The 14,517-nt window shown below is 39.7% G+C and carries 12 protein-coding genes; 6 read left to right on the top strand and 6 right to left on the bottom strand.

Features of this window, described 5'->3' with window-relative positions; all coding sequences use genetic code 11:
• Nucleotides 1-435: 435 nt before the first annotated feature.
• The 5 genes from L2737_RS02005 to trmB form a co-directional block, all read right to left on the bottom strand.
• Nucleotides 436-1,377, bottom strand: coding sequence for a LysR family transcriptional regulator (locus tag L2737_RS02005; protein WP_102528666.1), 942 nt, complete (start codon nucleotides 1,375-1,377; stop codon nucleotides 436-438).
• A 543-nt stretch (nucleotides 1,378-1,920) separates the two neighbouring features.
• A complete protein-coding gene (locus L2737_RS02000) occupies nucleotides 1,921-2,751 on the bottom strand; it encodes a YggN family protein (RefSeq protein ID WP_248954570.1) in 831 nt (276 codons plus the stop codon).
• 309 nt (nucleotides 2,752-3,060) lie between these two features.
• Nucleotides 3,061-3,975, bottom strand: a complete 915-nt coding sequence (glsB, locus tag L2737_RS01995) for a glutaminase B (protein ID WP_102528669.1) — start codon at nucleotides 3,973-3,975, stop codon at nucleotides 3,061-3,063.
• Nucleotides 3,976-3,983: 8 nt separating this feature from the next.
• Nucleotides 3,984-4,310 (bottom strand): 50S ribosome-binding protein YggL, encoded by a 327-nt coding sequence (locus tag L2737_RS01990; RefSeq protein WP_102528670.1) that lies wholly within the window; start codon nucleotides 4,308-4,310, stop codon nucleotides 3,984-3,986.
• A gap of 76 nt (nucleotides 4,311-4,386) precedes the next feature.
• Nucleotides 4,387-5,103, bottom strand: coding sequence for a tRNA (guanosine(46)-N7)-methyltransferase TrmB (gene trmB / locus L2737_RS01985; protein ID WP_102528671.1), 717 nt, complete (start codon nucleotides 5,101-5,103; stop codon nucleotides 4,387-4,389).
• Between the two features lie 305 nt (nucleotides 5,104-5,408).
• Between trmB and mutY the strand changes: the two genes are divergently transcribed.
• The 3 genes from mutY (at nucleotide 5,409) to L2737_RS01970 (ending at nucleotide 8,980) form a co-directional block, all read left to right on the top strand.
• Entirely contained in the window at nucleotides 5,409-6,506 is a 1,098-nt protein-coding gene (gene mutY, locus L2737_RS01980) for an A/G-specific adenine glycosylase (protein WP_248954569.1), read from the top strand.
• A 22-nt stretch (nucleotides 6,507-6,528) separates the two neighbouring features.
• Nucleotides 6,529-6,807, top strand: a complete 279-nt coding sequence (locus L2737_RS01975; protein ID WP_102528673.1) for an oxidative damage protection protein — start codon at nucleotides 6,529-6,531, stop codon at nucleotides 6,805-6,807.
• A 373-nt stretch (nucleotides 6,808-7,180) separates the two neighbouring features.
• A complete protein-coding gene (locus L2737_RS01970; RefSeq protein WP_248954568.1) occupies nucleotides 7,181-8,980 on the top strand; it encodes an aryl-sulfate sulfotransferase in 1,800 nt (599 codons plus the stop codon).
• Nucleotides 8,981-9,238: 258 nt separating this feature from the next.
• Here the strand turns inward: L2737_RS01970 and L2737_RS01965 are convergent, their stop codons facing one another.
• On the bottom strand, nucleotides 9,239-9,412 hold the full coding sequence (locus tag L2737_RS01965; RefSeq protein WP_229367685.1) for a hypothetical protein: 174 nt from the start codon (nucleotides 9,410-9,412) through the stop codon (nucleotides 9,239-9,241).
• Between the two features lie 126 nt (nucleotides 9,413-9,538).
• Between L2737_RS01965 and L2737_RS01960 the strand changes: the two genes are divergently transcribed.
• The 3 genes from L2737_RS01960 (at nucleotide 9,539) to L2737_RS01950 (ending at nucleotide 14,434) form a co-directional block, all read left to right on the top strand.
• A complete protein-coding gene (locus L2737_RS01960) occupies nucleotides 9,539-10,957 on the top strand; it encodes an MFS transporter (RefSeq protein WP_248954567.1) in 1,419 nt (472 codons plus the stop codon).
• A gap of 4 nt (nucleotides 10,958-10,961) precedes the next feature.
• Nucleotides 10,962-13,352: a GH36-type glycosyl hydrolase domain-containing protein gene (locus L2737_RS01955; protein ID WP_248954566.1), complete on the top strand. Its 2,391-nt coding sequence runs from the start codon at nucleotides 10,962-10,964 to the stop codon at nucleotides 13,350-13,352.
• A 188-nt stretch (nucleotides 13,353-13,540) separates the two neighbouring features.
• Nucleotides 13,541-14,434, top strand: a complete 894-nt coding sequence (locus tag L2737_RS01950) for a sugar-binding protein (protein ID WP_248954565.1) — start codon at nucleotides 13,541-13,543, stop codon at nucleotides 14,432-14,434.
• Nucleotides 14,435-14,517 lie beyond the last annotated feature (83 nt).

The raw sequence follows: 14,517 nt of genomic DNA, 5'->3' as shown, positions 1-14,517 counted from the left end.
AAGCGGTTGAGTGAATTTCAGGCAAAAATAACCCCAGCACTATGTCTGGGGTAAACCAATATAAACTAGGATGATGGTTTCAAAGCCGGCATTGTTCTAGTTTTAAAACCGTTGCCAGCAGTGATTCAAAATTTGCGAAGTTGCTGATTTGCACAAAAAGTCGAAAAGGGGTCATTTCTCAACAAGATGCGTGACTCAAACCATTCCGAATCAACTGAAATCTATTGTATTGATTTCAGAACATAGTTCAAGATGCGAAAATGAAATTGTTTTAATTTAAAGACAAAACCTTGCTGGACAATTTTTAATCACAAACAATTAAGTCATTGTTTAAAATGAACAAATAAAAAAACCGCACTTAAATGTGCGGTTTTGTTTTAAATTTTGAACAATGTTTCCATATATTCTTACGTCATTGACGACTTAAACTGGTAATTATTTACGCAATTTGTATAAATGGTCATATTTAGTGTCCCAGTATGGAGTACTACCAATATGGCCTTTAATGAAGTCGATAAATGAACTCACCTTAGGTGCAAGATGCTTACGGCGCGGATAAACGGCTTGTAGAGGCAAGTTATTCGTTAACTGCCAATCTGGTAACAAGGGTACTAAAGTGCCTTGTTCAATCTCATCTTCCAATAAGTAACTTGCTAAATATGCAATACCTAACCCGCTAACCGCTGCTGATTTAAGTGCTGGTGCATTGTCTACACGGAAGTTACCTGACACACCGATTTCGCAGTAATCATCACCTTTCTTGAACTGCCACATGCTGTGTTCATGCCACTCACCTTGATATACAAGACAGTTATGATCAACCAGCTGTTCAGGACGAGAAATGGTGCCATTTTGAGCGATGTACTCTGGCGATGCTGCAAGTAAGAACTGACACTTCATCAATGGACGAGCAACCATACCTAAAGGTAATTGCTCTGACATAGTTAATAATAAATCTAAGCCTTCGCTGACTACATCAACCTTGTGATCAAGTAAGCTGACTTGTAACTCAAGCTCAGGGTGTTTAGCCATAAACTCAGGTAAAGCCGGAATGATGTGCATGGTACCGAAAGATTGAGAAATACCCACTTTCAATACACCACGGGTCGCGTCATTTAAATTATGTACACTTGCGACAGCTTGTTCAGCATCACGAAGCAACTCTTCACCTTGAATATAAAGCAAGTTACCTGCTTCTGTCAGACTCAGACTACGTGTAGTACGTTGAATCAGTTGAACCCCAAGTTTATGTTCAAGATCAGCAACCTGAGTACTTACTTTCGACTTAGATATACTCAATCTTCTGGCTGCGGCACTGAAACTACCAGCGCGGGCAACATGAGTAAAAATAGCAATAGGTTCTAACAGTTCTAACATGGGAGTCGCCTTAAGCTGTTTACGACATTAAAAATAGTTTTTGGAATGCCAATCACTGTAACTTATCCGAAACAATACTGAACAAGATTTAATCGATATAGCAGTGCAAAAATGTATGCACGATTAACCAAAAAAGAAATTAAATTGTGATAGTCCGTTATCCTGTATAGCCAATCAAAACTAAAACAATAAGTTAATAGGATTAGCGATGCAGTCTTTTAATTTATGGAGTATACCAAAAAAATTACATATGGCTCTATATTTATAATATACAATTTTTTTATCAGAACAAATCATATCTTCAACAGAAGTGTAGTTGAATTAACATTTTAAAGGCTTTTTAAACGAAAAAGCCCCTGCATATGAATGCAGGGGAAGGTCAGGTGCATTTTGACAATGCTAGAAATTGAACAATCAAGATAATCAAATAAGTCACATAAAATTGCGCTAGCGTTGAACAACCTAATCAATTACCTATTAGTTAAATCAAATACTGATACTTATATATAAAATTCAATTCAACCAATTAACACTCAAGTAAACTTATTCGTATTGGGTACTATCCAATGTTGCAAGTTGGTATGAAGCAAGTTCAGGAATCGATTGACGAACTTCAGATTCAAGCGCCATAAGCTCTTCAAAGTCAGCACAAATCTTTTCAGCTTTCGCTTCAATAGCCTCAGACTGATCTGCTATTTGCAATTCAATGTCTTCACCTACTCTTTCCATTTTGGTAGAAAAAGCTTCCATTTTCTCTTCAAAACTTCCACCTTCAGATGACATCATTTCGGCGCCTAAAGCCATCATAAAGCTACCCATTGAATTCTTAATCATGGCTTCCATTTCTTGTTCAAAATCTTCATTAAATGCTTCTTCAATTGAAGATTCCGTAGCGCCTAAATAAAACTTGTCACCTTGTTGATAGGCCGCTTCATCAATACGAGTTTGAATGCCTGCTAACAGCTCATCTAATTTGGCGCCTGTTGCATCACCAAAGATTGGTGTAAGTGCTAGGCTCACAGCATCCGTTGCTAGTACTACAACTTCATTCACTAAATCGATAATTTCAGGAACTTGTTGAGATAACTCTTCTGAGTAATTGGTTAATAAGTTGCGTTGCTTATTATCTAAATCTATCTTGCTACCTTCGACATAAAGCTCACCCATTTCAACTCGATATAGCTCTTCGCCCTTTTCACTGATTAACAGCTTCTTAGGTTCGACAGTCACATCATAGTTAAGAGTGACATTACATTGCTCGTCATCTAGTGACAGCTTTGCCATAGCAGGCGTGATTGCTCCGGCAGTAAAAATAAGACCTGATAAAGCAAGACCTTTAATTAATCCGTTGGTGAAATTAGTTTGAGTTTTCATTAGCTCTTCCCTTGCTGTAAATAAAACACAGTCATTAAGTTGTAGACTGAATTTTCAAATTTGATAATTAAACCGTTTATTACGATTAAACTTAAATTAGATAAAGCACAGCCCATGCCAATATTTAAAAAACCTTTATTTTCAGAGGTTAAAGTGAACTAGGCGACATTATAGACAAAGAAAGGAATTATGAAGTTAACCGACAATGAGTGAAATAACCAACAAAGTGGTGTTTTTCACTCTTTGCTAATTTTCACTAAAAATAAACAGAAGGAGGGGAGCAATAGCAGTAAAAATGAAATCAAAGCACTAAAAGATTGAACGCCCCAAAGCCTGTGATAAGTGCTCCAGCATACGCGTACCCGCCAATGAATTTCCGTTTTGGTCTAACTCTGGAGACCAAACACAAATAGACATATCACCAGGAATAACTGCAATAATTCCGCCACCAACACCACTTTTACCCGGCATACCAACGCGATAAGCAAATTCGCCCGCACCATCATACAAACCAGATGTTGCTAACAACGCATTCAGCTGCCTTGTTTGTACAGGGGTAACCAGTTGTTCATTTTGAAGTGTCTTGCCGCGATTAGCCAAATAGAACATGGCTTTAGACAAATCAGCACAATTCATCTTAAGTGAGCAATAATGAAAATAGTTTTTTAATACCGTATCGACATTACCATCAAAATTACCAAATGATTTCATCAAGTAGGCAATAGAGGCATTTCTAGCACTAAATTTAAATTCTGAGTTGGCGACATTTTTATCAAAACAAATGTGTGAATTGCCACTGAGCTTTCTGACTTCTTCAAGCATACGGTGCTTGGGTGCGCTTTGTCTGGCTTGAATTAAGTCTGCAATCACTAATGCGCCTGCATTGATAAAGGGATTACGAGGGATCCCGCGCTCTAACTCAACTTGGACCAGTGAATTAAAAGATTGACCAGATGGCTCTTTGCCTACTCTGCTCCAAATTTCATCTTCGGTGTATAAGCTAAGTGCCAGCGTCAAACTAAAGACTTTAGAAATACTTTGAATTGAAAACGGCTCAAGGTAATCGCCTGCTCCAATGGTTTGTCCATCAGCAGTCGTTACAGCAATCGCAATTTTATTAGGATCAACACTCCCCAAAGCAGGAATGTAATTTGCTACCTTTCCAGAACCAATAAGTGGCCGAACTTTGTCGACCACTTGTTCAAGCAAAATTTGCTCAGGCATTGGCTTAATTAGCCCCACCAGATGTCGTATAACGCACTGACTTCAAGTTGAGGTACTTTCTTCGCTTCCCAAAAGGCTTTTACAGCTGCAACATCTTCTTCGGTACATTTGCCGATTTGCTGAGTGGCAATAATACCTTCCCACATTTTGTGTCCGCCACCGTGGAAGCCTAGCTCACGCGGTAAAATAACCTCATCGATAAACTCATCAACGGCTTTATCAATATCCGCTTCTGAAATAGCGTCATCGAATGTCCAATTGATATCAAAACCAAGTTCTTGGAACTCATCAACGCGAAGCTTTTTACGTAGACGGCGATTACGATTCTTAGCCATGTTTTTATCCTAGTTAGTGTTGTACGATTATAAATTATTATATTAATTCAGAAGCTAAGCTTATGTTTTAATAAATTTAGCTGACTTTTTCAAACATTAAATCCCAAACGCCATGACCTAAGCGATGACCACGGGCTTCAAATTTTGTCAGTGGACGGTGATCAGGACGTTCAACGACTGTATTAGTCTCAGATTGATTTTTATAACCTTCAGCTGCTGACATCACTTCTAGCATATGCTCACTGTAGTTTTCCCAGTCTGTTGCCATATGGAAAACACCGCCAATTTTAAGTTTACGGCGAATAAGCGCAGCAAATTCAGCTTGAACAATACGACGTTTGTGGTGACGTTTTTTATGCCATGGATCAGGAAAGAATAACTGTACTCGGCTCAATGAACCGTCAGCAATACTGTTTTCAAGCACTTCCATCGCATCATGATGATAAACACGAAGGTTAGTCACTTCAGCTTTACCCGCATCAACAAGACAAGCGCCAACGCCAGGTTTGTGAACTTCTATACCAATATAATTCAGTTCAGGAGCAGCTTGCGCCATTTCAACTAAAGAAGCACCCATGCCAAAACCAATTTCTAAAACGGTATCAGCTTCACGGTTAAATACTTCTGTAAGATTAATTGGCTCTGGAGTGTAATCTAACCCCATTGCTGGCCAGTGTGATTCAATTGCTTGAGCTTGGCCTTTGGTTAGGCGCCCTTCTCTCAAAACAAAACTTCTAATCTTACGAAGATATTTACCATCTTCGTTATATTCAGCGGTAGTAACGTCGCTCATTTCTGCCTCATCAATTAGGTACTTTTATTAAGTGACCCAATGTTTAACTTCAAATTCATAAAATAGTCAGTAAGTATATCGCAAAATCGTCATGACTAAAGTAGTTAATCCCCTTTGAGGCGGAGATTATTTTGCATATATTGCGTTTTTTACAGAAGTTTAGCTGCATAAGTCAAGATACCTCTGTGACTAGGCGCATTTTAACCTTCACAGACCATTTAACAGCTAGTTATCGTTTTTAGTTTTTCCATTATCAAAACCGTATCTAACTTGTTTATCAAAACGTCGCCATATACACTGCGCCAATGAATAAAGTTAACTCCTTTTCTGAGCGAATTGTTGCTTGGTACGATGTTCACGGGCGTAAAACGCTTCCTTGGCAAATCAACAAAACCCCATATAGAGTATGGATTTCAGAGATCATGCTGCAACAAACTCAAGTTGCGACTGTGATTCCATACTATGAAAAGTTCATGGACAGTTTCCCGTCAATTAGTGATTTAGCCAAAGCTAGCGAAGATGATGTTTTGCATCATTGGACAGGTCTGGGTTACTACGCGCGTGCGAGAAACCTACATAAGGCTGCGAAAGCGATATGCGATCAGCATAATGGTCAGTTCCCTGAGTCTTTAGATGAAGTGATTGCGCTATCAGGTATAGGACGCTCAACTGCAGGGGCAATTCTGTCACTTTCCCTTGGACAACATCACTCAATTTTAGATGGCAATGTTAAGCGAGTGCTTGCAAGACATGGCGCGATTGAAGGCTGGCCAGGGCAAAAAGCTGTTGAGCAAAAGCTATGGACCTTAACCGATTCACTGACGCCAAAAGCTGATGTGCGTAAGTTTAATCAGGCTATGATGGATATCGGCTCTGCCGTTTGCACCCGCAGCAAACCTCGCTGTGATGTATGCCCTGTTGCCATTGATTGTAAAGCGCAATTAGCTGGCAGGCAGAGTGAGTTTCCTGGTAAAAAGCCTAAAAAGACAATTCCCGCTAAATCAGCCTGGATGCTAGTGATAAAAAAAGATGGCCAAGTCATTTTAAACAAACGTCCACCAGCGGGCATTTGGGGCGGGCTATGGTGCTTCCCTCAATTTGAAACAGAAGCTGAATTACATGAGCACGTATCAATCAAGTTTACGGGCAAAAACATCACCCATACAGATTCAGAATGGCTTGCAGGCTTTAGGCATACATTTAGCCATTTCCATTTAGATATTCAACCCATTGTGATTGAACTTGAATCAACACAAGATTTAACAGAATTTGAATCCAGTGTAATGGAACAAAACCAGAGTCTCTGGTATAACATACATCATCCAGCTAAAGTCGGATTAGCCGCAGCAACCGAGCGGATCTTATCTAACTTAGTCGCACTTTCAGCAGCAGATCCTATCTAAGGGATCCCGTTAAGGAAACATCATGGCTCGTAATGTTAATTGCGCATATTTAAATAAAGAAGCTCCAGGTTTAGATTTTCAATTGTACCCAGGAGAAGTTGGCAAGCGAATTTTTGACTCTATCAGCAAAGAAGCATGGGGACTTTGGCAGAAAAAACAAACCATGTTAATCAATGAAAACAAACTCAACATGATGAATGTTGATGACCGTAAATTTCTTGAAGAGCAAATGGTAAACTTTTTATTTGAAGGTAAAGACGTCGAAATTGAAGGTTATGTTCCACCTGCTGAAGACGAATAATCTAGCTTTAAAAATCATCAAGCATAGCGCTTAAGACTCTTTATAATAGTGCTTAAGGCTATATAAAATTGCGCTAAAGACTTTCTAAAATAGCTCGATTCATCTATCAAATCTGTCGCTCACTAGACGATGATATGATGACGAGCTATTTTCGTATCCAGCAAGATACATTGGTTAACTGTTCCCACCTAAAGAAGACCGATGATTACTTTCGTTTAATAGTCAAAAGTTCCCGATTCAAAACAGAAATTTCATATACGTGACCTTTCTTGAAAATAGTAAATATTGTCAGTCCTTTGTTAGCGATAAGACATTAATAAAAAACATTAATCAGTATACTCAAGCACAATTGTTTCAAATGAGATTATTGATAATGAAGCCACTTATTTATTCGCTACTTGCCATCAGCCTGAGCTTTTCAATCACAAATGTGACTGCTGATCCACTTGGGATGAAGCCAATACCCGTTCCAGATGCGCCTTTAGGTTATCTCGTGCATAACCCATATGAAAATGCACCGCTAACTGCTTTAGTTACCTTAAATGGTCACACGATTTCAGATGTAGAAGTGACAGTTCATGCAAAAGATGACACGGGTGTAAGTATTCACTACCAAGTTGATGACATGCGTGTGATGAATGAAGGTGGCGTACCCATATTTGGCTTGTACCCTGCCCTGATGAACCACTTTACAGTTAACTGGACTCAAAACGGTAAACAGCATAGCCATGGCTATCAGATGCTCACACCAGATATTGATATGGGTTTTTCAGAAAGCCAATGGGCTAAAGCCCCCCTCGTTGAAGTTGAGCATGTCGATGCAGACTTTAAAGACCGACTATATTTCGTCAACTGGACTAACCCTGATGGCAAAACAGGCCAATTAGCTCATAACAATCCAGATGCTCCTGGCGCCTTTTCTTGGGATGGCAAGCCTGGCTTCTTTATTATCGATACTGCTGGCGATATCCGCTGGTATTTAAACCCATACACAACTCACGATTCAAAAAGCTTTGAAAATGCCGGTTACGCTATGGGAATGAATGTTACCGAAGATGGCAACATGGTTTGGGTTCAAGGCCAAGGTTGGAAAAAGATGTCTTTGATGGGCAGAATGATTTCTGAACATAGCTTACCGGGTAACTTTATTGATGCATCGCACGAAGGAATTGAAGGTGCTAACGGAAATATCTTTATTCGCGCTGCAGCCAAAGACTACCGCCGTCCTGACGGTAAGTTAGTAAACACTATTCGCGATCAAATTATTGAAGTTGATAGCACAGGTAAACTCGTCGATTACTGGGACTTGAACAGTATTCTTGATCCAATGCGAGACGATGCATTGTTATCTCTTGATGCTGGCGCTGTGTGTTTAAATATTAATGCCTCACAAGCTGGGCATCAGACTACACTTGAAGATTTACAAAATGCGCCCTATGGCGATATTCATGGTGTCGAAACCGGCCGTAATTGGATCCACGTAAACTCCGTGGATTACGATCCCACTGACGACAGTATTATTATCAGTTCACGTCATCAATCAGCCGTTATTAAAATAGGTCGTGACAAGCAAATCAAATGGATATTAAGCCCATCAAAAGGCTGGTCTGAAAAGTTTGCTGATAAACTACTGACACCTGTAGACAGTAAAGGCAAAGCATTAAACTGTAATGAAAAAGGCCAATGTAGAGGCACTAACTTTGATTTTTCTTACACCTCACACACAGCCTATAGAGTACCGCAAAAAGGAACTCTAACCGTATTTGATAACGGTGACGGTCGCCACCTTGGTCAACCGATGTTTGCCAATGAAAAATATTCTCGCTCAGTAGAATACAAAATCGATGAGCAAAAACTCACCGTTGAACAAGTATGGGAATATGGCAAAACTGAGCTAGGTTATAGTGGGTACTCACCTGTGACTTCAATCGTTAAGTATCAAGAAGATAAAGACAGTATGATGAGCTATTTTGCCTCGGCCGGCCTGTTTGGATTAGGGGGCGGATATGGCAACTTAAAAATGGACGACACCACAGGTAAAGTACAATCTATTTTAGTTGAACATAGATATGGTGAAACTGAACCCGCTGTACGAATAAACATTAACAGCCACGATATGTTTGCAACAGGTTATCGCGCTCAGGTCATTCGAGTGCAAGAAATGCTGAAATAACAAAATACTGCTTTTCTATTAGTCACAACTTAATGCCCGATAAAACAATTTGTCGGGCATTTTAAAACTCAGAGGTTTATTACGCCAAGCTGTTATTTTTACAAGCTACTATCTTATATAAGCCGCAACTTGCACTAAGCCATTGTTTTTACAAGATATTGCCTTATGCAAGCCCTTACTTATACCAAGCTATTATTTATACGAGCTACAGTTTATACGAGCTAGTGTTTATACCAAGCTAGTGTTTACTTTTCCAAGCTAACTGTCCCTTCCTTGCAACATTCTTAATATTGAATTTGCAGCTTTTCCATCCTCTTTATTAGCAACTCCTTTTGTGTCATTGCTCAGCAAAAATTGACTTTTAATGTCCAATAAAGCTGCTTTAAATTCAATCTTGAATAAATTAATACTGGTCAAAAAATGATTAATCATTTACATTCTAACAACGATGTAAGCGCTTACACTAATTGTTAAATATAAAAAACATTAAAAATCAGTTAGCTGTAAAGTTGCCATAAATACCAAATTTGGATGGAATCAACCAAGGTAATAAAAACAATGGCTCAAGAACCTAAAATATCACCTGTGACACCTCAATCTGAAAAGTTATCACTCAAAGAAAAAGTCGGTTATGCCCTTGGGGATGTGGCATCTAACTTTTATTGGCGTGTTTTCGATGTCTTTCTATTTATTTTTTATACCGACGTTTTCGGTATTTCTGCTGCTGCCGTCGGTACCATGATGTTAGTGACTCGCATAATAGATGCTGTTTCAGATCCATTAATGGGCGCTTTAGCTGATAGAACATCCACACGTTTCGGCAAGTTCAGGCCTTATCTTTTGCTCGGCATATTACCCATAGCTGCTGCGGGGGTACTTACCTTCACCGTCCCTGATTTAGGCGATGATGGAAAACTCATTTGGGCGTACGGCACATATATTTTCATGATGCTCGCCTATACCTTTATTAATGTGCCTTATGGTGCTTTGCTTGGCGTAGTAACATCCGATAGTCAAGAGCGCACGACCTTAACTAGCTTTAGATTTATCGGTGCTTTTTCGGGTGGCACATTAGTCGCTTATATGACACCAGAACTGGTTAATCTACTTGGAAATGGCAATGAAGCTTTAGGCTGGCAAATGACCATGGGCTGCTATGGCATTATCTCAGCAGTGTTATTTACGCTGACTTTTTTTGCCACCAAAGAACGCATTGCGCCGCCAAAAAATCAGCAAACCAGTATCAAACAAGACATCATGGATTTAACGAACAATAAACCCTGGCTTATCTTATTTTCACTCGCCTTAATCATCATGTTCACCATCACACTGCGGGCGAGTACGGGTACGTTCTACTTTAAGTATTATGTTGGCCGAGAGGACTTAATTGGTACTTTCACTGCGGTATATATGATTTCGCTGGCACTAGGTGCAGCCTCAACGCCGTTACTGAGTCGCTATTTTGATAAGCGCAGTTTACTGATTGGCTTAATGAGCCTAGTGGCTGTTTTGTCTGCAGGTTTTTACTTAATCCCACCGCAAAATTTAACCTTGATGTTTATCATGCAGGCCTTGATTGGTTTTTGCTTAGGCCCTAAGTCTCCTTTGGTATTTTCAATGTACGCTGACACCGCAGATTATTCGCAATACAAAAATGGCCGCCGCGCCACTGCAATGATTTTCTCTGCTGCGGCATTCTCACAAAAACTGGGCGGCGCTTTTGCAGGCGCCATGATTGGCTGGCTTTTATCTTCAATGGGGTATGTGGCCAATCAGCAACAATCGCCAGATTCGCTTATGGGCATATTATTGCTTAATACCCTGATCCCTGCGGCATTTGCAGTATTAGCGGTTTGGGTAGTAAAGCATTACAGCTTAGATGAACAAACAATGCATGATATTAACCAAAGCTTATATTCACCTGACTCGAAACAAGTCGACACTACAAACACTAACAACACAGCAGTGCAGGACTAAGATAGTGATCACTTACAACCAACAAAATGGCGCTGTCAGTCTACATAGCCCAACCAGCATGCCAAATGCATGTGGTTTTCTGTGGAATGAAAACATGATGATTCAAATGAATTGTCGAGGTTATGCCGTGGCTCAATTTATGCAGCCTGAACCGGCTAAATACGCTCATGGCCCCGCCCTTGAAGCCAAGACATTTATGCAGCCTGAGCACGCCTATTTTAGCCACCATCCGGGGCGCTTTTTCTACATAAAGGATAATCAAACGGGTGAGATATTTTCAGTCCCTTATGCCCCAGTAAAACAAGCGCACAGTAAGTTTGAGTTTATCGTCGATAAACATAAAATTAGTTGGAAAGTGGAGCATTTAAATCTAACTTGCCACCTGAGCTTATCGTTAACTGCAGAAGATACAGCCGAACTTTGGCAACTTAGCGTCACCAATCATGCTGATAGTATTCGAGATTTAAGCATCTACAGTTATTTCCCTGTCGGCTACATGTCCTGGATGAATCAATCTGCAAGATTTGATGACACGCTTACTAGCATTTTGTGTGAATCAGTCACGCCTTATCAAAAAGTTGAACAATACCCTGTTCAAAAAGACTTTAAGGACACCACGGTTTTTATCAGTGATAGAAACCCAACCAGCTACGAGACTCGACAAGTTATTTTTGAAGGTGAAGGCGGATTGAATAATCCTGATGCTATAAAAAATGAACATTTAGCCTCTAAGCCTGCCCATTATCAAACTCCTGCAGCCATAATGCAGTTTACGCAAAGCTTAAGCCCTGAAGAGTCATCGCAATTTAACTTTATCTTTGCCCCAGTTAAAGATGCTAAGGAAGCTAAGCAGCTCAAACAAAAGTATCTCAGTTCAGAACAAAAACTGAATAAGGCAAAACAAAAATATCAGCAGTATATTGCTACTTCTGATAATAAACTTGAAATTAGCAGCCCAAATAATGCACTTGATAATTTCATTAATCATTGGCTGCCAAGGCAAGTTTTTTATCATGGTGATGTCAACCGCCTTAGCACCGATCCGCAAACTAGGAATTACTTACAAGATGCGATGGGGATGATGTATATCAGTCCTGATAAAACCAAAAGTGCCTTTATAAAAGCCCTGTCACAACAACATAAAAATGGTGAAATGCCCGATGGTGTTTTGTTAAATGCAGATTCAGAGTTTAAGTATATTAATCAAATCCCGCATACAGATCATTGCGTTTGGCTGGTGATTTGTATTGAAGCCTATTTAAATGAAACTGGTGATTACGACTTTCTTAACCAAGACATCCCCTTTTCAGATAATCAATATAGCGTGAGCGTGCTGGAACACATAAACCTTGCCCTAGATTATTTATGGTCACAAAGAGATAGCAGAGGCCTGAATTATATTAACCAAGGTGATTGGTGCGATCCGATGAATATGGTTGGCTATAAAGGCATCGGTGTTTCTAGCTGGTTAAGCCTTGCAAGCGCCTACAGTATGAAGTTATGGGCCGATGTCAGTGTGGCTGTTGGGGAAAGTGCGCAAGCAGATAAATGGCGACAACAAGCCAATACTTTAAATCAAGATGTTAACCAACATTGTTGGGATGGTGAATGGTTTGCGCGAGGCATTACCGATGCAGGCAACTGTTTCGGTGTCAGCGCAAATACCGAAGGGCGAATCTATTTAAACCCGCAAAGTTTTTCCATGCTTTCTGGCGCCATCACAGAGCAACAATGGCCATTAATGCAGGCTCAAATCAAGCAACAATTGCAAACCCCCTTTGGAATGATGATGCTGGCGCCAAGTTATACCCATATGCATGAAGAAGTCGGTAGGCTTACGCAAAAATTCCCTGGTACCGGCGAAAATGGCTCAGTTTATAATCATGCTGGCGCATTTTATATTTTTGCTTTGTTTGAGAGAGGTGAAACCGACACAGCTTTTGAGCTATTAAATACCATGATTAATCCTAGCTCAGATAGCGATACCCTCGCCCGAGGTCAACTGCCTGTATTTATCCCTAATTATTATCGCGGCGCTTACTTTCAATACCCTGAAGATGCAGGTAAATCCAGCCAATTATTTAATACTGGCACCGTTGCATGGATTTACCGAATCGTCATCGAGCAATTAATTGGCTTAAAAGGGATTAAAGACGGTCTTAAAATTCAACCTCAGTTACCGAGCGCTTGGGACAAGTTAGAGGTCACTCGTCTGTTTAGACAATCAACAATTAAACTCAATGTAAAACGTGAAGAACATATCTCAGAGCAGCAAGTGTTAGTTGATGGGATTCCACTTCATATCAATCAACAGGGCGAATTTATATTAGCGATAAAGCCAAAACAAAATTATTGCATTGAGGTTGCTCTCCCATTGGCACCCTCTGTTAATTAACTGAGCATAGATATTATTTAATGATTTAAAAACAATAGATTAGATAACACTTTCTGGGTTTGTTATCTTTTAGCATTATCTAATCTATTTATTCGAATACCATATAGAATAGACTGCCTGTGACGTTATTTTTAAACACAAGTACACTTATCACAAAGTATAAAATGCAAATTCGGAGCAAGAAAACTATGGAATGGTGTAGTAATCGTTATCGTATCCCCAATAAACAAAATCATGACCTGACAACTGCTAGTTTAGGCATGTTTAACCGAGTTAAATTTAACCATAGCGCTGTAGCCCTAGCATTAATTATAAGCCCTTTTTTTAGCACACTATCCGTTGCTGCAGCCGAGTTATCAACTGAAACATTGCATCAAGAACACAGCCATCAAATCATTGAGGTTAATAGAGCCAATAGTGACATCACTCTTGATGGCATCCCTAGCGAATCAGACTGGCAGCAAGCTAAATGGCACCCCATTGATCAAATGATTATCGGCCCTGCTATTTCTGCAGATGATTTCAGTGGCCAATACAAATTACTCTGGCGTGAAGATAAGTTGTTTTTACTCGCAGAAATTATTGATGACGTACTGTTCGATCAAACTGCTGATCCAACTGTTCTATATTGGGATGATGATACTGTTGAGGTATTTTTAGATGAAGATGCATCAGGTGGAGAGCATCAATTTAACCACAATGCGTTTGCATATCACGTGGCGTTAGACCGACAAGTTGCGGATTTCTCTACTCTTAAACAAGCCATGACCTTTAATGAACATATCGAAACAGTTTGGACTCGTGATCCTATTAATCCTAAAAAGATATACTGGGAGATGGCTATTCACATCTTTCCTGACAGCTATGATGATAGTTTAGATGCTTTTGCACATAACCAAGTGTCACCTATTACGCTTACTGCCGGTAAAGTTATGGGGTTAATGCTCGCTTATTGTGACAATGATGGTTCAAAGCAAAGAGAGAATTTTATCGGTTCGCATCCTATAAAAGCGGTTGATGGCGATATGAATCGAGGTTATAAAAGTGCAGATGTATTCGGTAAAATCAAACTGATTAAATAGCTATTATATGGTGATTTAAATACCTATAAAGACACAACAATGACGCTATTGCTTTACTGTTTTGGATAAAGTTAAGCGGCATT

It is taken from the genome of Shewanella electrodiphila, assembly GCF_023283985.1.
In the GTDB taxonomy this organism is placed as follows: domain Bacteria; phylum Pseudomonadota; class Gammaproteobacteria; order Enterobacterales; family Shewanellaceae; genus Shewanella; species Shewanella electrodiphila.
Note: the sequence above shows the minus strand (reverse complement) of the source record. Positions and strands in the feature narration are given on the sequence as shown.

Excerpts from the sequence above, each read along its gene's own strand:
- L2737_RS02005 (WP_102528666.1), bottom strand. The coding sequence starts at position 1,377 with ATGTTAGAACTGTTAGAACCTATTGCTATTTTTACTCATGTTGCCCGC.
- glsB (WP_102528669.1), bottom strand. The coding sequence starts at position 3,975 with ATGCCTGAGCAAATTTTGCTTGAACAAGTGGTCGACAAAGTTCGGCCA.
- trmB (WP_102528671.1), bottom strand. The coding sequence starts at position 5,103 with ATGAGCGACGTTACTACCGCTGAATATAACGAAGATGGTAAATATCTT.
- L2737_RS01970 (WP_248954568.1), top strand. The coding sequence starts at position 7,181 with ATGAAGCCACTTATTTATTCGCTACTTGCCATCAGCCTGAGCTTTTCA.
- L2737_RS01975 (WP_102528673.1), top strand. The coding sequence starts at position 6,529 with ATGGCTCGTAATGTTAATTGCGCATATTTAAATAAAGAAGCTCCAGGT.
- L2737_RS01990 (WP_102528670.1), bottom strand. The coding sequence starts at position 4,310 with ATGGCTAAGAATCGTAATCGCCGTCTACGTAAAAAGCTTCGCGTTGAT.
- L2737_RS02000 (WP_248954570.1), bottom strand. The coding sequence starts at position 2,751 with ATGAAAACTCAAACTAATTTCACCAACGGATTAATTAAAGGTCTTGCT.
- L2737_RS01950 (WP_248954565.1), top strand. The coding sequence starts at position 13,541 with ATGGAATGGTGTAGTAATCGTTATCGTATCCCCAATAAACAAAATCAT.
- mutY (WP_248954569.1), top strand. The coding sequence starts at position 5,409 with ATGAATAAAGTTAACTCCTTTTCTGAGCGAATTGTTGCTTGGTACGAT.
- L2737_RS01965 (WP_229367685.1), bottom strand. The coding sequence starts at position 9,412 with ATGATTAATCATTTTTTGACCAGTATTAATTTATTCAAGATTGAATTT.
- L2737_RS01960 (WP_248954567.1), top strand. The coding sequence starts at position 9,539 with ATGGCTCAAGAACCTAAAATATCACCTGTGACACCTCAATCTGAAAAG.